We start from the raw sequence: 20,030 nt of genomic DNA, 5'->3' as shown, positions 1-20,030 counted from the left end.
TTTAACTTTTATGAAAGAGGGGTGACTTCACCCCTTTTTTTATGTCTAATTAATACAATACTATGTCAATTCGTGTTGTGGTAGGTGCCCAGTGGGGTGATGAAGGAAAAGGTAAAATTGTTGACTTGCTCAGTAAAGAGGCTGATTACGTCGTCCGGTATCAGGGAGGGGCCAATGCCGGGCATACGCTGGAGTTCGACGGCAAGAAGATTGTGTTACACCTGATTCCCTCCGGAATTTTCAATGGTGATGCCACGTGTGTGATAGGCAATGGTGTTGTCATAGATCCGCTGGCCCTGCTGGAAGAGATTGAAGAGGTGGAGGCTCTGGGCGGTAATCTTGAGGATCGCCTGAAGATCAGTAGCGCTGCTCACGTCATTCTGCCCTATCACCAGCTCCTGGATCAGGTCAAGGAAGAACGCCGGGGGGATGATGCCATAGGCACAACGGGACGCGGAATCGGCCCCGCTTATGTAAGCAAGGTTTCCCGGGTGGGCATTCGCATGTCGGATCTTTTTCATCCCCGGCAACTGCGCCAGAAGGTTACGTCCAATATAGCCGACATAAACGATGCATTGGAGCATGTATACAAGCACGATGCCATTGAAGCGGAGCCTATCGTTGAAGAACTGCTGGCAGCGGCGGATGCGCTGTGTCCCTACATAACCAATACCAGTGCGCTGTTGCATGAGGCTATTGAAAACGGGGAGGAAATTTTACTGGAAGGCGCCCAGGGAAGCCTGTTGGATGTGGATCACGGCACCTATCCCTTTGTGACCTCTTCTTGTCCCACTGCAGGCGGAGCCTGTACGGGATCCGGCATACCGCCTACGGCCATAGACAAGGTGATGGGTATCTCCAAGGCCTATTGCACGCGGGTGGGAAACGGACCGTTTCCGACTGAGCTGCAGGACGATGCCGGGAAGCAGCTGCGGGAGGCGGGTCAGGAATTCGGGGCTACCACCGGACGTCCCAGACGCTGTGGCTGGGTGGATCTTGTTGCGCTGAAATACGCCGTTCGGGTGAATGGCATAAATGAACTGACCCTCACCAAGCTTGATATCCTCGATGACTTTGAGGAAATAAAACTGTGTACGAGCTACGTGGTTGATGGCGAGCAAACAGATGTTTTTCCGGTAGATCTTCCGGATATAGAGGAACTGGAACCCCGGTATACCACCATGCCGGGCTGGCAGCAATCCCTTGAGGAGTGCGAGAGCATGGAAGACCTGCCGGCTGAAGCCATAGAATATCTTGATTTCATCCAGGAGTACCTGAATGTGGATTTGACGATCTTGTCCAAGGGACCCGATCGCAGCGAGACCATAGTCATTTAGATGCCGACGGCGGGAGCGTTCCCCGGGAATTTGCCTCCGCCACGTTGGAAGTCATCCTGTAGCCAATACACATACCTTTACCTTACCGATCCTTCATGAGTAGCTTTACGGTTACATATCAGCTAACGCTTTCGGATGGAGAGGCGGTCGATGAAAAGATCGGGAATTTGTGCCTGGAGCAGTCTGTTGAGCTTCCGGCCGAGGTGCTGGATAAAAGGATTCGCGACCAAGTAGTTGGTCGTCCCCGCAAAAAGAAGCAGGTAGGCGATCATGCCTATGAAGTGACCATAGCATGGCCGCTGGCGGATGTGGGCAGTGATATATCCCAGTTCTTGAATCTCCTCTACGGAAATATATCCCTGAAGCCGGGAATAAAAATCACAAAGGTCGATTGGTCATCCCTGGCCGGTAATCTTTTTAAAGGACCCCGGGTTGGAATAGAAGGAGTTCGAAGACGGTATAACATCACTGCCCGTCCACTCAGCGCCACGGCTCTTAAGCCGCTGGGCTGCTCTTCGAAGGCGTTGGCTGAGCTGGCTTTTCAATTTGCAGCGGGCGGCATTGATCTTATTAAAGACGACCACGGCCTCGCCAACCAAATGTATGCTCCTTTTGAAGAGCGTGTCCGCGCTTGTGTCGGGGCTGTCCGAAAGGCTGCCCAGCGGACGGGGCGAAGGTCGTATTACTTCCCGAATATCACGGCTGATGCCGGGGAAATTGAGAGCCGGTACCGTCTGGCTGAGGAATCAGGAGCTGACGGGGTGCTGCTCAGCCCTCATATTGCCGGACTGACGGTGATGCACCGGTTGGCCCGGATGGAGGGGGAACTGCCGATTATCGCCCATCCGGCTTTTGCAGGATCACTGACAATGGATGAATCGCAGGGTTTTGCACCTGATTTTCTATACGGACAGCTATGGCGGGCCCTGGGAGCCGATTTTGTGATTTATCCCAATACAGGGGGACGTTTTTCGTTTACTCTTCCCCAGTGCCGGTCGATTAACAAAGCAGCACGTCGTTCCGATGCTCCTTTTAAAGCATCGCTTCCGATGCCGGGGGGAGGTATAAAAGTCGAACATGTAAGCCGGTGGATGAATGAATACGGAGCGGATACGTGTTTTTTAATCGGAGGAAGTTTGTACCGGTATACCGGCGGCATTGAAGCTGCAGCCAAAATCTTTGCAACCCGGATCCAGAAGGGGTAATACTATCATGGAGAAAAATAACTCGAAGGTGATAAAAGCTGATGGTTACGCATGGGAGGGCCTCCAACGCAGGGAGTACAAGAATGAGGACCGTTGCTACAAAGGGGTTCACCGGTACTCGCTGCTCGGGGAAAAAGAGGATGAACAGCAGTTGAATTTTCAAACACGCTATTTTGAGGTGGAAGCGGACGGCTATACCTCTTTTGAATATCACCGGCACCCGCATTCCGTAATTATCCTGCGGGGACACGGATCCGTTATCCTGGGAAATGAACTTTATGAGATAAGTCTGCACGATGTGATCTATATCTCACCGGGTACGCTTCACCAGTTTCACGCTGATAAGGGAGAGCCGCTCGGGTTCATCTGTATTGTGGATCGCTATCGCGACCGGCCAACACTGCCAGAACAGGAAGATATTTCCGATGTGATTCATTCGGGGGAAGTGTTGAGGAAGATCAAACGCTGAATTAGCAGCCCAAGCAGCTGAGCTCTGCGCTTCCTTCTTTTTAAAAAATAGAGTTGATATATATAGGTTAATCGCCTTATATTTGGAACTCTTTGGCAAACGGGGGCAGTCTGGAAGCAGAAGCATTCCGGGGACCAGGGTTGGGGTCCGCAAAAGCTATAGCCAACCATGAGACGATTTGGAATGTGCCAAGCGGGAATAGCTCAGTGGTAGAGCACAACCTTGCCAAGGTTGGGGTCGCCGGTTCGAATCCGGTTTCCCGCTCAAAAAAGTTTTTGCAGCCGGTTCGTTTGCAAAGACTTTTTCTATTAGAGTTTTACAAAATCAGGGATTTTTCAAGATTGAGGCCAAAGAGATGTTGGAGTTGCAACATGGCCATAGGTGATGATTTCAGCTGAGAAACGCCGACCCTGGAGCAAAGAATGGTTTTGTGATATCCTCTTTTAGGGTTGCTACCGCTTTAAATAATATCGGCGCTTGTCGTCAGGAAACTTTTCGATGGCATACCGGAGCATTGTTCTTGGCATTTCATGGACATTGTTGTGGTTCGTCATGCTCACAGTCAGATTTTGAGGATAGATCCGGTTATGAGTTTTTGAATTGTTTGATAAATTCCCTGGTAAAGTCGGAGAGGACCAGTCGTCCGCTTATTTCCGCCCGTTCTTCCAGCAGCAGCTCCCAGTCATCGGTGCCTTCCCAAAGCATTGTTTTGAGCTCTTTCATGGCTTCGGGACTATACTTCGACAGCTGCCCGGCCAGCGTTTCCACCTTGTCATCAAGCTGATCATATGTTGCGCAAACCCTGGAGAAAAGTCCTTTCGTCTCGGCCCAACCGGCGCTATTCCAGCTGGCTGCATCCACGGAAAGGGTACTGAATGCGGAGGTCCCGATTTTCCGCTCGACCGCAGGTCCCACTACGAAGGGTCCGATCCCCAGGGCCAGTTCACTCAGTTTAACAGAGGCTGATTGGTGGGCCACCACATAGTCACCGGCCGCCGCAATACCAACCCCGCCCCCGACAGTTTTGCCCTGTACGCGTACAATAATCAATTTCGGGCACGTACGCATAGCATTAAGGAGGTTTGCAAATCCCATAAAAAAGCGCTTGCCTTCCTCGTAGTCGCCGATGGCCATCAGTTCCTCAAACGAGGCGCCGCCGCAGAAAGCTCCTTCGCCGCGGCTCTTAAGCACCAAAACCCGGGCGCCGGGTTTTTCTTCCATTTGACGAATGGCCTCTGCCAGGTTTCGAAGCATCTTCCCGGGCAGAGCGTTCCCTTTGGGATGGTAAAACGCAATGGTTGCGATGTTGTTTTTAATGCGGGTCGTTATTTCTCCGGTTTCAGGCATAGTTTTATGGAATGATCGGCCACAGGTTACACATGACAGGGTGTGTTTCCGTGATCTTTTGGGGTTCTTCGTGAAACAATAATATAACGATTTAGGTATGTTGAATGCAGAAGTCCGGATTCAAACTACAAAATTCTACACTCCTGCACTCCCGCATTCCGGTATTTCATCCATAAAACGGCTCATTATTCCTGACCATTCTTTTCAACAACGGATTCGGACGGTACCGGTCCTCGCGGTATTCTGTCTGCAGGCCGGTAAGGCGATCCAGCACATTCCTGAGCCCGAGTTCATCGGCCCATTCGAGCGGACCTTTGGGATATTGTACGCCTTTGGTCATGGCTAAGTCCACCTCTTCCACGGTGGCAATATTCATAAAAACGGCATCTGCCGCTTCATTGATGAGCATGGCGAGGATGCGGTTCACGACCTGTTGGCCAACGTCCTGATCTTTAATGGGATCCCGCTTTATTGCGTTGTCGCCGTACTCATAAAATCCCTTGCCCGATTTCCTGCCCAGGTGGCCGGCTTCAACCATCCGTTTTTGCGTAAAAGAGGGCTTGAAGCGCGGGTCGTAAAAAAACTCCTCGAAGATAGTCTTGCTAACCTTGTAATTAATATCGTTCCCAATCAAATCCATCAGCTGGAAGGGACCCATTTTAAAGCCGCCGATCTCCTTCATTGCCCAGTCGATGGTAGGCACATCGGCCACTCCCTCTTCAAGCTGGCGCAGGGCTTCGCCGTAAAAGGGCCGTGCCACCCGGTTGACAATAAATCCGGGCGTATCTTTAGCCAAAACGGTGCATTTGTCCCAACCGTCAACCACCGTACGGGCTTTTTTAACGGTCATGGCTGTGGTGGACAAGCCGGGCACAATTTCCACAAGCGGAATACGGGGGGCGGGGTTAAAGAAGTGCGTGCCCAGGAACCGGGTCGGTTTTTTCAGGACCGATGAAAGGGACGCAATGGAGAGGGAAGAGGTATTTGTGGCAAGGATACAATCATGGGATACAATACCTTCCAGGCGTCGAAAGGTATCCTGCTTGATTTTCAGGTCTTCCACAACAGCTTCAACCACCAGGTTGCACTGGCCGTAGCCTGTCAGGTCTTCTACAAAATGGATGCGATCCATAATGTCGTCCACTTCTTGTTGGAGCATGCGATCTTTCTTAACCTGCCGCTGCAGCGTTGTTCGCAGCGCGTGCCTGGCTTTTCCCAGTTGATCGGGATAGGCATCGTAGAGATATACCTTATGACGGCAACCGGCTGCAACCTGTGCAATACCCTGTCCCATAGTTCCGGCTCCCACAACTCCGATGATTTCCCTGTCCATACTAGTTACTATTATATTATATGTTGCTATATGAAGTTTATTTTCTTTTTAAGAAGTCTTTGAAAAACCAAAGGGTTTGTTCAGGATCGAGGCCAGCGGAAGATTGCCGTTGCAGCATATCGCCCATATGCGAGAATTTCAACCGGCCGATAACTCCGACATTGACCAAAAGCACAATTTTACAAAGACTTCTTTAAAATTTGGCTGCAAAATAACGGTTTCAATCCGAAAACCAACAAAACAGATACCCATTAAAAGATGAGGCATCAGCAGAAAACAAAAAAAGACATAAGCTCCTGTATAGGATTGTTGAATATGCAGACATTTCAAAGTTGGCGCTTGAATTGTCTGTTTCCTTACCCATTACCTTGAATGATGCGATCTACGCAGCTAAAGCAATAGAAAAGCAGGAGATAGTTTACGCCGCTGATCAGGAAAGCCGGTATATCTCCCCGATGTCCTCCAATATTTCGTCAGTGTCCACCTCGAGATCAATGAGCTTGCCGCTGTGTATATCAAACACCCAGCCGTGGACCTGGATGGATTGTTCGTCATATGCTTTTTGAACCTCAGCAGTTTTCAGCACATTAATACACTGCTCCTGTACATTGAGCTCAACCAGCCGCTTGTACCGTTCCTCCTCCTCGGCCATGCCGTCAAGTTCCTCCTTATGGAGGCGATACACGTCCCTGATATTCCGCAGCCATGGATTCAGGGGACCCAGATCATCGGGCTGCATAGCCGCCTTCACCCCGCCGCAGTAATAATGTCCGCATACTACCACGTGACCGACTTCAAGGTGGGTAACGGCATAATCTATGACTGACATGGCACTCAGGTCGGTATTGGGCACCATATTGGCAATATTCCGGTGTACAAAAACGTCCCCGGGATGAGCGCCCATGAGCTGTTCCGCAGTCACCCGGCTGTCAGAGCAGCCAATGTACAGGATATCCGGATTTTGTCCCTTAGACAGATTTTTAAAATACTGTTCGTCCCGTTCCAGTTTTTCCGAAACCCACTGGCGATTATTATCAAAAATTTGATCAATATCCATGGTAATGTTATTCTTTTGTGCTTTTTGTTTACTGCTAACCTGAATTATTCATGAATAATAAGGAGCCATTCATTTTCCTATTATTTTTTAAAGCCTTGGCATATAGCTAAGTTTTCTTTTTGAATAATTAAAGTAACGACTACAATATTTGCTCCTGTGCCGGGTTGGAGTTGAAATAGATGCTCAGGATACTCCAGGCAGGAAAGTACCTTGCCGACTCCATTTCCACTCCGCCTTGCCCACAATCAAATTTCTTTGTGAATAATCCAGGCTAAAACTTATATCCACTATCCACGCTGATATATTCGGCTAAAAGCCTACTAATTTTAGCGCTTTTTAGCAAGAGAAAATGGTGGTGAGCTCATTCGTCGGGCTGTCTGGCATGTTTGGCTACCGTGCGGCTGAGCTCAAGCATCCATCCCAGCTGCCGGCTCAGATAGTTGAGTTGAGCATATTTTATATAGGTCTGGTTCCGCCGGTCGGGTGGCTGTTTGCTGATCTGTTGTTTGAGCTGCCGGAGCTGCCGCGTCAGATCATTACCAGCCTGTTCTATATTTTCGGATTTGGATATTGCCGACGCTGACTGCTGTAATTCTGTTGCTTGCTCGAGTCCACTGATGGAAAAGTCCAGATTGGTGATAATTCCTTCTCCGATAACCCGAAATTCCCGGTAGTCAAAGGACTGCTGCCGGTGTTGTTGCACAAAAATCCCCAGCGAAGTGGTCGTGGAGAGCATCATATAGCTCAGCAGGGCCAGATCATATGAAAATTCGGCATTTTGTCGTTTAGACTCGGGATCGCCCATCAGCCGGTAATAAGAGGAGACCAGATTGGCCATATCCACATATGCTTTTTTGCGGGCCAGCCGGTAATCCGTCTCCCGGAACGTGCCTTCAAACAGATGGTTAAGCACTTTTTGCAGATAGACTTTGTTGGCCTGCAGGGACTTGCGCAACAGAACCGGAAACTGCTGGTGTTCCCAGTAGGGCCAGAGGTACCGGATAGCTAAAATGACCAGTCCGGCCCCCAAAAGCGTGTCGACCACGCGAAAGACCACCATGGAGGGAATTTCCCGGTTCAGAAAGCTGTACAAAAAGATCACAAAGATCGTAAAGAAGGTGGAAGCTACAATATAATTACGGATCACAAAGGTAAAAGCGAGCGTGAGGGAGACCCCGTAAATGATTAACGACATCACATGAGAGGGATCCAGCTGGTAGAGTCCATAGGCTATGAGGGCCCCGATCAGCGTTCCGGCAATGCGGTGGTAAAAACGCTCGCGCGTTACGCCATAACCCGGTTTCATCACCACAAGCACGGTCAGAAGTACCCAGTAGGCATTCTGGAACTGAAGAAAGTCAGCCAACGCATACCCGGCGACAGCCGTCGTAGCCGTACGCAGGGCATATCGAAAGTAGCTGGATTCAAAGCTCAGATTGTCGATGAAACTGCTCCAGTTGAGCGGGTTCGGAGTTACAAAGCGGGGAAGATCCCCGGTAGAAACATCGGTGGAGGCGGCTTGCTTTATCTCTTCCTCTTCTTCATACGTTTTCCGGTTCAGGACCGCATTTTGAATCACTTCCACTTTCCGGAGCTGGCGATGCAGGTACAGCTCGATGCGCCGCAGGGTGTGATAGGCTTCCTCCTCCTCACTTTCTTCCTGCAATACCTGCTCCTTCAGCTCCAAAAGCTGATTATGAAGCTGGTCCAGCTCCTCATCCGGCTGGAGATGTCCGGCATACTCTGCGTCACGCAGCAGTATATCCGCCAGGTTTTGCATTTCCTGGTGGACGCGGCCAATAATCGATCGAATAATATCATACTCCGGATAACGGTGCAGGAGCTTCCGGATTTTAGGGTAGTCGACAGGAGTGGCCATTGCCAGCTCGTGCATGTCGACCAGCTCAATAAAGATCAGATAAAACCGCCGGCGTTCGGAGCTCCGGCCGGAAAGCAGGGAGGTATCGCTAAACAACAGCTCCCGGACACTTTCCTGGGTTTCACTGAGCTTTTGTTGAAGCCGGGCCAATTCCAGCAGCCCCTGTTCATGGTCGGTTCCGGATTCCAGCAGGGCCAGCCGCTGCTGAAAATACTGCGCCGTTTCCCGTGTGCACTCGGCAATCCGCCGGTTTATTTCCCGTGTTCGTGCAAACCAGTGGATAACCATGGCAAAAAGGAAGTACCAGAGTGACCCGCAGAGTAGCAGGAAACAGTGCCGGAGAATTTCCTCAACACTGTTAAAACGATCGATCATGCTGACCGCCAGGATAATAGCAATATAGCCCATGACGCCCATCAGCGTATAGCGCAGGCTGAACGGGGAGATATAGGCAAGTCCAAAGATAAATATGAAGAGCAGGGGCAGCATGAGCAATAGGCTGCTGCCGGCCATAAGAACAGTAAAGGTGATGGTGATCGAAATAGCGGTTGTGATGAGAAGCGCCGTCGCTTTGGAGCGGAAGGTTCCGGCGATATCAACCGCTGATACGAAGAAGGCGCCGAGCATCATTTCGAGCCCGATCGTTTCATACCCGAGTAACTCACAGAGAATGAGGGGAATAAATGCGCCTATGGTATGGCGCAGGCTCAGGTAAAACTGTTCATCCCGGAAAACTTCCCGAAGATAAGCGATGGCCTGTCGGAATTTGGACGGTATGGGGGTAGACACGTATGGTTTATCCCTTCAGTGTTATAGTGGTAAACGTTCGTTCGACTTGTGATCCGTCCTTGCTTTCAACTTGTTCAGTTACCGTTTGAGTATGGATAATTTCAAATAAGGTTTGTTCCACCAGTCGTTCGATATCATTATTGTCATAGAGCCGGAACCCATATTCCACGAAGGGCAGTTCTTCCATAAACGATTTCTGTGCAAAGACGATGCTAAGGAGTCCCTCCGGCTTGAGAACACGGTGAGCTTCTTCCAAAATAGCACTGGGTCGGTCCCAAAAGTAGATGGTGTTGACGGTCATTATCTTATGGAAAAGGTTATCCGGGAAGGGGAATGTCTCTCCTCCATATAGGTGAAAAGAAGCGTGTCCGCGATCAATGAGTGCGGAATTGATCCGCCGGGCTTCCTCATGCATGGTCTCAGAGATGTCAAGCCCCGCATAGTGGAGTCCGTGGTCCCGGTTGAGCGTTTGCTTTACATGGCTGGCGTTGCCATGACCGATTTCCAACAATATATCACCCTTGACAAGTTTAAGGGCATCGACCCCGGCCATGGTCATATTGATATTGGTTTCATGCATTTTTTGGCCGACATCAATCCCTTGTTCGCCTTGCGGCGACCGTAACTGCCCCGCAAGCTCCCGTATTTCAGCTTCGCTCAATTCTTTCATCGGTTAAATTTTAATATTATGATTCGCCCTGCAGTGTCACCACCAATTTTCGAGGCCCTCCGTTATTACGATGTTCGCACAGATAGATGCCCTGCCATGTACCCAGGTTGAGGGTCCCCCCGGTGACAGGAATACTGACCGAGCAGCCGAGCAGTGAGCTTTTGATATGCGAGGTCATGTCGTCGGGACCTTCCAGGGTGTGTTCATACATGGAGGTATCTTCCGGCACCATCCGTTTGAAATGGGAGGCAAAGTCTCGCCGCACAGAGGGGTCGGCATTCTCATTAATCGTCACGCTGGCGCTGGTATGCTGGATGAAAATGTGCGCAAGTCCCGCCCGGATCTGTTTGATCTCGGGAATCTCTTCGAGTATTTCATCCGTAATGATATGGAATCCTCTTGATTTGGGAGAAAGCGTTATCTGTTGTTGGAACCACATTTTTTAATTAAAAATTAAAAATGCAAAATTAGAAATTAATTTTGTCTCAGGCAGGCAGTATTAGTTGGTTTTGATAACTTATAACTGCATCAGCCGAAAATGCCTTTGATACTGCCGCCGTCGTGGCTGATCGTCTGCCCCGTTACGTAGCCGGCGTGTGGAGAAAGCAGCCATGCTGCCAGAGAAGCAATTTCTTCTGCCTTGCCAAAACGTCCCACAGGCACACTGGCTTCCATAGCCTCTTTGACCTCATCAAAGGATTGATCGGATTCATCAGCTTTTTTCCGGATCACGCGTTCGATTGCGGGCGTGTCGTGCGAGCCGGGGGCCAGTACATTGACCGTGATACCCTGCCTGGCGATTTCAGTGGAGAGTGATTTTGCGTACGCCACTACCGCGGCACGGAAGGCGTTGCTCAGAACAAGGCTGGGAATCGGTTGCTTAACCGACTTGCTTTCAACAAAAAGCATACGGCCGTAATGCTCTTTGGTAAAATAAGAGACCAGTCGTTGGGAGAGCTCGATTTTCCAGCGGGTCACATTCTCATATGCTTTATCCCAGTCGGGCATTGCCGTTTCAAGGGGGGTGAGGGCCGGGGGACCGCCGGCGTTGAATACCACGCCATGCAGGGGATTATTGCCGATTGCGCCTTCAATATCATTATGCGTGCTTTCCTGCAGCAGGTTTCCTGTTACAATGACGACCCGGTCCCCGAAATCATCTTGTAACTCCTGCAGTTTTTCCTCGCGCCGGGCTACGGCAATAACCGAAGCATTTTCCCGGAGCAGCCGTTCAGCGATAGCGCGTCCGAACCCGCTGCTGGCTCCACATACGATAAATCGTTGGTTATTAATTTCTAAATCCATGGTGGTGATAATAATGAAGTTTTTATTTCTGGCGAAGATTATTAAGGTAACTGTTCCACGCCATTCATGCCAGAAAACGGGTTAGCGAGTCAGGAAACCCCTTGTCAGCCTCCCGGAGCGATCCCCTGGACCCTCCGCCTCCTGATGCACTATCCGCTAGCCCACTTGCCGGATTCGACCGGCGCTGCAATACCGAGCATATCATTACGTTGCTTCTTATAGCAGCGGTCCCCCAAAGCCCCTATAAAGGGGATCAGGTTAGCGTATATCTATAAATAATCATAATTCATTAGTATTAAAAGGCTTAGCGTTAACGCGCTGCCCGAAATACAGGCAATGGAGCACAGAACTTGCTGGAATTCATCCGGAACGGGCGTAGCAGACGCGGTGCCATAAAAAAAGAAGCAATCGATATAATGAATTATGCAAATAAAACCGTATCTTTGCACGCTCGAAACTATAGACGGAAGTCTTCGCTTCGAGAATCAAACCACTATTTTTCGTGCGCTGTAATACCCGTCTCGCCTGAAGGTTAATCCCGGTTAAAAGGACGCTTAATACAGCCATATTAAAACAATATCTATTTTTTATGTATCAGGAACTTAGAAACATTGCCATCATTGCTCACGTTGATCATGGTAAAACGACGCTGGTCGATCAAATGCTGAGGCAGAGCGGCACGTTCCGTGAAAATGAGGAAGTGGCCGAACGGGTGATGGACTCCGGGGATCTGGAGAAGGAAAAAGGCATCACCATCAGTTCCAAAAATACGGCCGTTAAATGGGATGATACCAAAATTAATATCGTGGATACGCCCGGCCACGCCGATTTCGGCGGGGAAGTGGAGCGGATCCTGAAGATGGTCAACGGGGTCATCATCCTTGTTGATGCGGCAGAGGGACCGCTGCCCCAGACTAAATTCGTGCTCCGGAAGTCGCTGCAGATGGGATATGAGCCTATTGTCGTGATCAATAAGATTGACCGAAAGGATGCGCGTCCCGATGCCGTATTAAACGAAATTTTCGACCTCTTTGTGATGCTGGATGCTACGAATGAGCAGCTTGATTTTCCCATCATCTATGCGGAAGGCATCAATGGCATTGCGAAGTATGAGCTTGAGGATGACAACGAAGACCTGGTGCCGCTGTTTGAAACCATTATAGAGCGAATTCCGCCCCCCGAGCAGAATGTGGACGCTCCCTTTAAGATGCTGGTCAGCAGTATCGACTGGAACGACTATGTGGGACGTATTGCGATCGGGCGTGTGGAGCAGGGCACCATCGAGGTGAACCAGCAGATTGCGTTGCTGAATCGCAACGGGGAACTCAAGGAAAAAGCCCGCGCGACCAAACTGTTTACCTTCACAGGACTCAAACGCGAGCCGGTGGATAAAGCCGTGGCGGGGGATATCTTTGCCCTGGCGGGATATGAGAAAGTGGATATCGGCGATACCCTTACGGATGTATCCGATATGACGTCCATCGACTATTACGATATCGACCAGCCGACGATGGCGATGTTCTTTCGCGTGAATGATTCTCCTTTTGCGGGACTGGAGGGCGAGTATGTAACCTCGAATATGATTAAAGACCGCCTGATGCGCGAGATTCGCACCAATGTATCTATACAGGTGGAACAGACCGAAGATCCGGACATATTCAAAGTTTCCGGTCGCGGCGAACTTCAGTTGGCGATACTGACAGAGACCATGCGGCGGGAAGGCTATGAGTTTGCCGTTTCGCGTCCCGAAGTGCTGTACAAAGAAGTGGACGGACAGCGCCACGAACCTTTTGAGGAGGTAGTGGTGGATGTACACCAGGATTACAGCAACCGCGTGATTGACAACCTGCAGCAGCGCAAGGGTATTATGACCTCGATGACCCAGGAAGGGGAAAACAACCGTCTTACGTTCAAGGTCCCTTCCCGGGGACTTATCGGGTTCCGCGGCGAGATGCTGACAGAAACGCGCGGCACGGGCATCATGCACCAGCAGTTTGACAGCTACGAGCCTTTTGCGGGCCAAATACCGGGCCGTAACAGCGGAGTGCTTATTGCCCTGGAAAAGGGAGAGGTAACCAGCTATGCTCTTGAAGGACTGCAGGACCGGGGGGTGTTTCTGGTGGAGCCGGGCGACTCGGTGTACCAGGGACAGGTGGTCGGGATCAACAACCGGTCGGATGATATGGTGGTGAATGTGGTGAAGAAAAAGAATCTTACTAACCACCGGGCGACCCAAAGTGCGGATGCCGTGAAGATTGCCCCGGCCCGGAAGATGAGCCTGGAGCAGCATATTGAATTTATTGACAACGATGAGCTGCTGGAGGTTACTCCGAAGAGCCTGCGCATCCGCAAAATGTACCTGGATCCCAATGAGCGAAAACGGGCCGAGAAGCGGAAGGAGTTTGCGTAAGGAAGTTATCGAGCCCTTTGCAAAACGGTACTTTTGATCAATCTCTGCATTTTCGCGCTTTTAAAATCTTCACATATGGCAGTATATGGTGTGGTTTTAAATACGATCAGGGGTTGATACTGACTAAAACTCCTGGTTTTTCAAAGATTCTTATATCGGATTTTTAAAATGGCCCAAAATACACAACGATCACAATCTCCTCATGCCCGGAAACTCGCCGAGTGGCTCGACAGCCGTTTTACGATTCCGGGCACCAATATCCGGTTTGGTTTGGACCCGATTATCAGTCTCATTCCCGGCGCGGGTGATTGGATCGCCGGCATGATCTCCACCTACTTTATTGTGATGGGCGTGAATGCGCGCCTGGCGCCCCCGGTACTGCTCCGGATGGGATTTAATATATTGCTGGATGTCGTGATTGGGGCGATTCCACTGCTGGGCGACCTGTTTGATGTGGGCTGGAAGGCCAATAACCGCAATGCCGAACTCCTGGAAGAGTACCGGCAGGATGCCGCGGCCACCGAACGCCACAGCCGCTGGATGCTTTGGGCTGTCGCTATCGGCGTGATAGGGACGATCATCGCTTTGCTGGTATTGATAGGCTGGCTGATTGCCGCTGTTTTCGGAGCTATTTTTTAAAAATGGGGACCTTGCCGCTCTTTTAGCGGAAGGTTGCTCGCTGATTTAATTTCAATCCAATGTTGCATGAATTTATTTAAATGAGACCGACAGCTAAAGATTTCTGAAAAACTTCTGCGCTGATTGCCACCTCCAATCCCCAATTTTAAATTTTTGAAATCTACCCCATCCCGTAAAACCGGCTCCTCTCTTTATAGTAGGGCACAAATACCTTTTTGAGTTCCCGGTGGTTCGGCCGGGCTAAATCGGGATCTTCCGCCATCAGCTGCCAGGCCGCAGATTTAGCCTGCTCCAGGATCCACTGGTCTTCGATGATATCAGCCACCTCAAATTCCGGGAGCCCGCTCTGTTTGGTCCCCAGGAAATCCCCGGGACCCCTGAGCTTCAGATCGGCCTCCGCAATTTCAAAACCGTCGTTCGTTTCAGACATTTTCCGCAGCCGGAATCGACCCTCTTTGCTTACCTTTTGTCCGTGTACCAGGATACAATAGCTTTGGCGCTGGCCCCGGCCAATACGTCCCCGCAGCTGGTGCAGCTGGGAGAGGCCAAAGCGCTCGGCGTGTTCAACAATCATAATACTGGCGTTGGGGACATCCACTCCCACCTCGATGACCGTTGTAGAAACCAGCACCTGGATCTGGTTTGCAACAAATTGCTGCATCACCGCATCCTTTTCTTCCGATTTCATCTGACCGTGTATCAATCCCACATTAAAATCGGCAAAACGGTTTTTGAGTTTTTCATATCCGGCCGTGGCGTCCTTGAGATCCATCTTTTCCGATTCCTCCACCAGCGGGTAGACCACGTACGCCTGTCCGCCGTCGGCCAGCTCCTGCTCCATAAAATTGTAAATAGCCTGGTGTTTCTTTTGGGTACGAACGGCCGTCCTCACCGGTTTTCGTCCCCCGGGTAGTCCCTTGATAACAGAGATATCCAGGTCGCTATACAGCGTCATCGCCAATGAGCGCGGGATAGGGGTCGCCGACATCACAAGCACATGGGGATGAGAGCCTTTCGTCAGGATTTCCGCCCGCTGCCTTACCCCGAACCGGTGCTGCTCGTCAATGACCGCCAGTCCCAGCCGGTGAAAACTGACCTCCTGCTGTATGACGGCGTGGGTCCCCACGACCACATTACAGGCGCCCCCCTCAATATCGGTCAGTATATCGGTTCGCAGGCTGTTTTTTTGCTTGCCCACCAGCAGGCGGATCGTTATATCCAGCGGATCCAGGAACTCCGAAAGCGTGCGAAAATGCTGCTCCGCCAGTATTTCGGTAGGGGCCATGAATGCCGCCTGGAAGCCGTTGTCGAGGGCCATCAGGATAGCACCGATCGCCACGACCGTTTTCCCGGAGCCCACATCGCCCTGGATCAGCCGGTTCATCTGCTTGCCCGACCGTACATCCTGTTTGATATCCGAAAGCGCCGAAGCCTGTCCCTCTGTTAGTTCAAAAGGCAGCTCTTCGTTAAAAAAACGACGGGTATAATTGCCGAGATCCGCGAACAGGTGTCCTTGTTGCTTTTCAATAACCTCATGTTTCATTTTGGCAACGCTCAGTTCAAACAGGAACAGTTCTTCAAATTTAAACCGTTTAAAGGCCATTTTGTAGTCCGACTCGGATGCAGGAAGATGAATCATGCGGTAGGCTTTATGCCGGACGGGAAGCTGATGCTCTTTGAGTATGCCATCCGGCAGGAATTCCGGCGGGCTTTCGTGCTTGAGAATCATCTGCTGCCAGCGGTGGATCAGTTTACTGTTAATATAGGTCTTTGAGAAGGATTTGTTTCCCGGGTAAATCGGCACAATTTGCTGGAGATTCTCTACTTCCGATTCATCGCCAAGGGTATCCACCTCAGGATGGGCCATGGAGAGATAGCGCCCATATTGTTTAGCCTTCCCGAAAAACGCCACCAGTTGATCCTCTGAAAACTGCTTCCTTATATAATGTCCGCCCTTGAACCAGACGCCTTTCAGGGCAGCCGTATTGTCCTGAATAATAACCTCCAGGCGTTTTTTCCGTCCATAGCCCTTTTGTTGGATTTTCTTGATTCGTCCCACTACCGTAGTCTCTTCCCCGGAGCCGCTGAGCGATTGGATGGGAGAGACGGTTGTACGGTCGATATACCTGCGGGGAAAGAAATTCAGCAGGTCGAGGATGCTGTGGATCCCGCTCTCAGAGAGAGCCTTTATCCGTTTTGTATTTAAGCCGGGCAGATCAATTAATTTCAAAATAGATATACTGATATATATTAATATACTACTAATTTATGGGATCTTGAGCAGGTTTGACCCGCTCATCTAAAGAAATGAATCCCTGACGGAAAAAAGAAAAGAAAAAGGTGGTTTTTTCTTGCAATATTACCGCATAATTCCTTATCATTGGCAACTCTTGTTCGACCGAAAAATCAATTAAGCGTTTAAATAGTGCCTACAATACAACAACTTATTCGTAAAGGTAGAAAAACCAAGCAGAGTAAAACCACGTCTCCTGCTTTGGAAAACTGTCCGCAAAAACGCGGGGTTTGTGTACGAGTTTACACTACTACGCCTAAAAAGCCAAATTCGGCTTTGCGCAAGGTGGCCCGTGTGCGGTTAACAAATGGTTATGAAGTAACGGCTTATATCCCGGGAGAGGGACATAACCTGCAGGAGCATAGTATTGTGCTTGTTCGCGGAGGCAGGGTGAAGGATTTGCCCGGGGTGCGATATCATATCGTGCGCGGCACCCTCGATACGGCCGGCGTAGAAGATCGCAAACAGGGCCGTAGTCTCTATGGTACCAAAAAACCGAATTAAGCAGTTATTGTTGAGTGGGAATTAAACCGATAGGAATATGAGAAGAAAAACAGCAGATAAGCGTGATGTTCAGCCGGACCCGGTTTTTGGCGACAAGCTGGTCACGCGGTTTGTAAATAATCTGATGAGAGACGGCAAGAAGAACGTAGCCCGCAAAATTCTCTATCAGGCTTTTGAAATTATTGAAGAACAGACCGGTGAAGAGGGTATGGAAGTATTTAAAAATGCCCTTAGCAATGTATCGCCGGTCGTTGAGGTTCGGTCCCGGCGCGTGGGCGGTTCCACTTACCAGGTGCCGGTTGAAGTGCGTCCCGATCGTGGTACGGCCCTGGGCATGCGATGGATTATTAATGCATCCTCGGGACGCAATGACAAGTCAATGGCCCGGCGTTTGTCCCGGGAGCTGTTGGATGCTTCCAATAACGAAGGCGGCGCGGTACGAAAAAAAGACGAGGTACACCGCATGGCAGAAGCGAATAAGGCATTTGCCCATTTTAGATTCTAAAAGATTTACAGAGATTAATTTATAGTAATGGCTGAAACGAAGACGAAAACAGATCCAGAAATTGTAGACCGGATAAAGCGGACGCGTAATATCGGGATTGCCGCACACGTAGATGCCGGTAAGACAACGATTACCGAGCGCATCCTTTATTACACGGGTATTACCCACCGCATAGGCGAAACGCACGACGGCGCTTCTCAGATGGACTGGATGGAGCAGGAGAAGGAACGAGGTATTACCATTACTTCTGCGGCCACCCACTGTATCTGGAAGGATCACCGTATCAATATCATTGATACCCCGGGTCACGTTGACTTTACAGTGGAGGTCGAGCGTTCTCTGCGTGTACTTGACGGCGTAATCGGCGTTTTTGATTCCGTCGGTGCGGTACAGCCCCAGTCGGAGACGGTTTGGCGGCAGGCCAATAAATACAACGTTCCCCGTATGGCATTTGTCAACAAGATGGATCGTACGGGAGCCGACTTTTTTAATGTTGTAGATGAAATGCGGGAGAAGCTGAAAGCGAACCCTATTCCTATTCAGATTCCCATTGGTGTGGAGGAAACGTTCCGCGGTGTTGTCGATCTTATCCAGATGCGCGGTATTATATGGGACGAAGAGTCGCTTGGGATGGAATATGAGGAGATTGACATTCCTGAAGACTTGAAGGAAAAGGCTGAAGAGTATCGCAAGATTATGCTTGAAGCTATTGCCGACCATAATGATGCTTTGATGGAAAAGTATCTTATGGATGAAGAAATTAGTGAAGAAGAAGTTGAAGAGGCCATTCGTGAGGCTACTTTGAATCGCGATATTACGGCGGTCATGTGTGGGTCTGCACTCAAGAACAAGGGGGTACAGACGCTGCTGGACAAGGTTATAAAATATATGCCGAGTCCTTATGATATCCCTCCCATTGTAGGTAAGAATCCTGAAAATCATGATGAAAAGCTGGAGCGCAAGCCCAGCGTGCAAGAGCCGTTTTCGGCGCTCGCATTTAAGATTATGTCGGATCCCTATGTAGGGAAGCTGACGTTCTTCAGAGTCTACTCCGGAACGCTTGAAAAAGGATCGTATATCTATAACGCCACGACCGGCAATAAAGAGCGTATTGGCCGTATCCTGGAGATGCATGCCAATGACAAAAAGGATCTCGACATTGTCCGGGCCGGGGATATTGCGGCCGCGGTTGGCGTGAAGGAGGTCCGCACCGGAGATTCATTCTGCGATATTGATGAGCCTATTCTCCTCGAAGAGATTACCTTTCCCGAGCCGGTCATAAAACTGGCCGTTGAACCCAAGTCGAAGGCTGACGCCGAAAAGCTGACTACGGGACTTATTAAGCTTGCGGAGGAAGACCCGACTTTTGAGGTAAAGACGGATGAAGAGACCGGGCAAACAACCATTGCCGGTATGGGAGAGCTTCACCTCGAAATTATTGTAGACCGGCTTAAGCGTGAATTTAAGGTCGAAGCTAATGTGGGAGCACCGCAGGTGTCGTACCGCGAAACCATTACCTCCAGCATAGAGCATCGCGAAATTTATAAGAAGCAGTCCGGTGGACGCGGTAAGTTCGCTGATATGGAGTTTGAAATTGGTCCCCTCGATCATTTTGATGAATATGACGAGGAAGACAATAATGTTTCTGTAAGTGAAGGGTTTAAATTTGTTGATGAGATTGTTGGCGGTAATATTCCCCGCGAATTCATTCCTTCCGTGGAAAAGGGTTTCAAACAGGCCATGAGCGGTGGAATTCAGGCTGATTATCCCGTTCAGAATATCGGAGTTCGTTTGTTTGACGGCTCTTATCACGACGTCGATTCGGATGCATTCAGCTTTGAGCTATGTGCTAAGCTGGCGTTTCGAAATTCAGCACGAAAAGCCAGCCCGGCTATTCTGGAGCCCATTATGGATGTAGAAGTGATCACTCCCGAAGAGTATATGGGAGACGTGATTGGTGACCTGAATGGACGGCGTGGAATCATCGGTAAGATGGATAACAACAAAGAGGGCTCAGTAGTCAGGGCTAAAGTGCCATTATCCGAAATGTTCGGTTATACAACGGACCTTCGCTCAATGACTCAGGGCCGTGCTACTTCTTCAATGGAGTTTGCTGAATACAAGGCAGTACCCGAAAATCTCGAAAAAGAAATTATAGAATCCAGAGCATAAACATCATTAACAAAAAGAATTATGGCAAAAGAGACATTTCAACGCAATAAGCCTCATGTAAACATAGGAACGATCGGTCACGTGGACCACGGGAAGACGACGCTGACGGCCGCGAT

General features: G+C 49.9%; 17 protein-coding genes and 1 tRNA gene. 10 read left to right on the top strand and 8 right to left on the bottom strand.

Translation table 11 applies throughout. From position 1 onward, the window contains the following. Positions 1 to 62: 62 nt before the first annotated feature. The 4 genes from BUB16_RS14840 to BUB16_RS14825 all read left to right on the top strand — a co-directional run bounded on the left by BUB16_RS14840 (position 63) and on the right by BUB16_RS14825 (position 3,275). A complete protein-coding gene (locus tag BUB16_RS14840) occupies positions 63 to 1,337 on the top strand; it encodes an adenylosuccinate synthase (protein WP_073066147.1) in 1,275 nt (424 codons plus the stop codon). 95 nt (positions 1,338 to 1,432) lie between these two features. Next, entirely contained in the window at positions 1,433 to 2,542 is a 1,110-nt protein-coding gene (locus BUB16_RS14835; RefSeq protein WP_073066144.1) for a RuBisCO large subunit C-terminal-like domain-containing protein, read from the top strand. Positions 2,543 to 2,549: 7 nt separating this feature from the next. Continuing rightward, positions 2,550 to 3,011 (top strand): cupin domain-containing protein, encoded by a 462-nt coding sequence (locus BUB16_RS14830; protein WP_073066141.1) that lies wholly within the window; start codon positions 2,550 to 2,552, stop codon positions 3,009 to 3,011. Positions 3,012 to 3,203: 192 nt separating this feature from the next. Beyond that, positions 3,204 to 3,275 (top strand) — tRNA-Gly (locus BUB16_RS14825). 321 nt (positions 3,276 to 3,596) lie between these two features. Here BUB16_RS14825 and BUB16_RS14820 read toward each other — a convergent pair. From BUB16_RS14820 to BUB16_RS14790, 7 genes are all read right to left on the bottom strand, one after another. Further along, complete coding sequence (locus BUB16_RS14820; protein WP_073066138.1) at positions 3,597 to 4,358, bottom strand: enoyl-CoA hydratase/isomerase family protein; 762 nt, start codon at positions 4,356 to 4,358, stop codon at positions 3,597 to 3,599. 166 nt (positions 4,359 to 4,524) lie between these two features. Continuing rightward, positions 4,525 to 5,691, bottom strand: a complete 1,167-nt coding sequence (locus tag BUB16_RS14815; protein ID WP_073066134.1) for a 3-hydroxyacyl-CoA dehydrogenase NAD-binding domain-containing protein — start codon at positions 5,689 to 5,691, stop codon at positions 4,525 to 4,527. 430 nt (positions 5,692 to 6,121) lie between these two features. Beyond that, the gene (locus BUB16_RS14810) at positions 6,122 to 6,748 is read right to left on the bottom strand and encodes a carbonic anhydrase (protein ID WP_073066131.1); all 627 of its coding nucleotides are present in this window, start codon (positions 6,746 to 6,748) and stop codon (positions 6,122 to 6,124) included. Positions 6,749 to 7,109: 361 nt separating this feature from the next. Next, positions 7,110 to 9,416: an FUSC family protein gene (locus BUB16_RS14805; protein WP_073066128.1), complete on the bottom strand. Its 2,307-nt coding sequence runs from the start codon at positions 9,414 to 9,416 to the stop codon at positions 7,110 to 7,112. A 7-nt stretch (positions 9,417 to 9,423) separates the two neighbouring features. Then, a complete protein-coding gene (locus tag BUB16_RS14800; RefSeq protein WP_084088325.1) occupies positions 9,424 to 10,086 on the bottom strand; it encodes a class I SAM-dependent methyltransferase in 663 nt (220 codons plus the stop codon). 16 nt (positions 10,087 to 10,102) lie between these two features. After that, positions 10,103 to 10,525: a secondary thiamine-phosphate synthase enzyme YjbQ gene (locus tag BUB16_RS14795; RefSeq protein WP_073066125.1), complete on the bottom strand. Its 423-nt coding sequence runs from the start codon at positions 10,523 to 10,525 to the stop codon at positions 10,103 to 10,105. An 89-nt stretch (positions 10,526 to 10,614) separates the two neighbouring features. Next, complete coding sequence (locus BUB16_RS14790) at positions 10,615 to 11,391, bottom strand: SDR family oxidoreductase (protein ID WP_073066121.1); 777 nt, start codon at positions 11,389 to 11,391, stop codon at positions 10,615 to 10,617. A gap of 589 nt (positions 11,392 to 11,980) precedes the next feature. Here BUB16_RS14790 and typA point away from each other — a divergent pair. Together typA and BUB16_RS14780 are read left to right on the top strand one after the other, a co-directional pair. Further along, a complete protein-coding gene (typA, locus tag BUB16_RS14785; RefSeq protein ID WP_073066118.1) occupies positions 11,981 to 13,801 on the top strand; it encodes a translational GTPase TypA in 1,821 nt (606 codons plus the stop codon). A gap of 168 nt (positions 13,802 to 13,969) precedes the next feature. Next, entirely contained in the window at positions 13,970 to 14,440 is a 471-nt protein-coding gene (locus tag BUB16_RS14780; protein WP_073066115.1) for a DUF4112 domain-containing protein, read from the top strand. A 160-nt stretch (positions 14,441 to 14,600) separates the two neighbouring features. On the opposite strand, the gene recG is transcribed toward BUB16_RS14780, so the two are convergent. Then, positions 14,601 to 16,670 (bottom strand): ATP-dependent DNA helicase RecG, encoded by a 2,070-nt coding sequence (gene recG / locus BUB16_RS14775; RefSeq protein WP_084088324.1) that lies wholly within the window; start codon positions 16,668 to 16,670, stop codon positions 14,601 to 14,603. A gap of 195 nt (positions 16,671 to 16,865) precedes the next feature. Between recG and rpsL the strand changes: the two genes are divergently transcribed. The 4 genes from rpsL to BUB16_RS14755 form a co-directional block, all read left to right on the top strand. Next, a complete protein-coding gene (gene rpsL / locus BUB16_RS14770) occupies positions 16,866 to 17,237 on the top strand; it encodes a 30S ribosomal protein S12 (protein WP_073066110.1) in 372 nt (123 codons plus the stop codon). A 37-nt stretch (positions 17,238 to 17,274) separates the two neighbouring features. After that, positions 17,275 to 17,742: a 30S ribosomal protein S7 gene (gene rpsG, locus BUB16_RS14765; protein ID WP_073066107.1), complete on the top strand. Its 468-nt coding sequence runs from the start codon at positions 17,275 to 17,277 to the stop codon at positions 17,740 to 17,742. A 27-nt stretch (positions 17,743 to 17,769) separates the two neighbouring features. Further along, a complete protein-coding gene (gene fusA / locus BUB16_RS14760; protein WP_073066104.1) occupies positions 17,770 to 19,914 on the top strand; it encodes an elongation factor G in 2,145 nt (714 codons plus the stop codon). Between the two features lie 21 nt (positions 19,915 to 19,935). Beyond that, a partial coding sequence (locus tag BUB16_RS14755; RefSeq protein ID WP_139240183.1) for a GTP-binding protein occupies positions 19,936 to 20,030 on the top strand: 95 nt, incomplete at its 3' end.

The sequence above is a fragment of the Fodinibius roseus genome (assembly GCF_900129315.1).
Taxonomy (GTDB): Bacteria; Bacteroidota; Rhodothermia; order Balneolales; family Balneolaceae; genus Fodinibius; species Fodinibius roseus.
This window is presented reverse-complemented; position numbering and strand designations above follow the sequence as displayed.

Bases quoted from the DNA above. Each gene is read 5' to 3' on its own strand.
- BUB16_RS14820 (WP_073066138.1), bottom strand. From the start codon at position 4,358: ATGCCTGAAACCGGAGAAATAACGACCCGCATTAAAAACAACATCGCA.
- BUB16_RS14830 (WP_073066141.1), top strand. From the start codon at position 2,550: ATGGAGAAAAATAACTCGAAGGTGATAAAAGCTGATGGTTACGCATGG.
- typA (WP_073066118.1), top strand. From the start codon at position 11,981: ATGTATCAGGAACTTAGAAACATTGCCATCATTGCTCACGTTGATCAT.
- BUB16_RS14815 (WP_073066134.1), bottom strand. From the start codon at position 5,691: ATGGACAGGGAAATCATCGGAGTTGTGGGAGCCGGAACTATGGGACAG.
- rpsG (WP_073066107.1), top strand. From the start codon at position 17,275: ATGAGAAGAAAAACAGCAGATAAGCGTGATGTTCAGCCGGACCCGGTT.
- BUB16_RS14840 (WP_073066147.1), top strand. From the start codon at position 63: ATGTCAATTCGTGTTGTGGTAGGTGCCCAGTGGGGTGATGAAGGAAAA.
- fusA (WP_073066104.1), top strand. From the start codon at position 17,770: ATGGCTGAAACGAAGACGAAAACAGATCCAGAAATTGTAGACCGGATA.
- BUB16_RS14790 (WP_073066121.1), bottom strand. From the start codon at position 11,391: ATGGATTTAGAAATTAATAACCAACGATTTATCGTATGTGGAGCCAGC.
- BUB16_RS14780 (WP_073066115.1), top strand. From the start codon at position 13,970: ATGGCCCAAAATACACAACGATCACAATCTCCTCATGCCCGGAAACTC.
- BUB16_RS14835 (WP_073066144.1), top strand. From the start codon at position 1,433: ATGAGTAGCTTTACGGTTACATATCAGCTAACGCTTTCGGATGGAGAG.
- BUB16_RS14795 (WP_073066125.1), bottom strand. From the start codon at position 10,525: ATGTGGTTCCAACAACAGATAACGCTTTCTCCCAAATCAAGAGGATTC.
- BUB16_RS14810 (WP_073066131.1), bottom strand. From the start codon at position 6,748: ATGGATATTGATCAAATTTTTGATAATAATCGCCAGTGGGTTTCGGAA.
- BUB16_RS14800 (WP_084088325.1), bottom strand. From the start codon at position 10,086: ATGAAAGAATTGAGCGAAGCTGAAATACGGGAGCTTGCGGGGCAGTTA.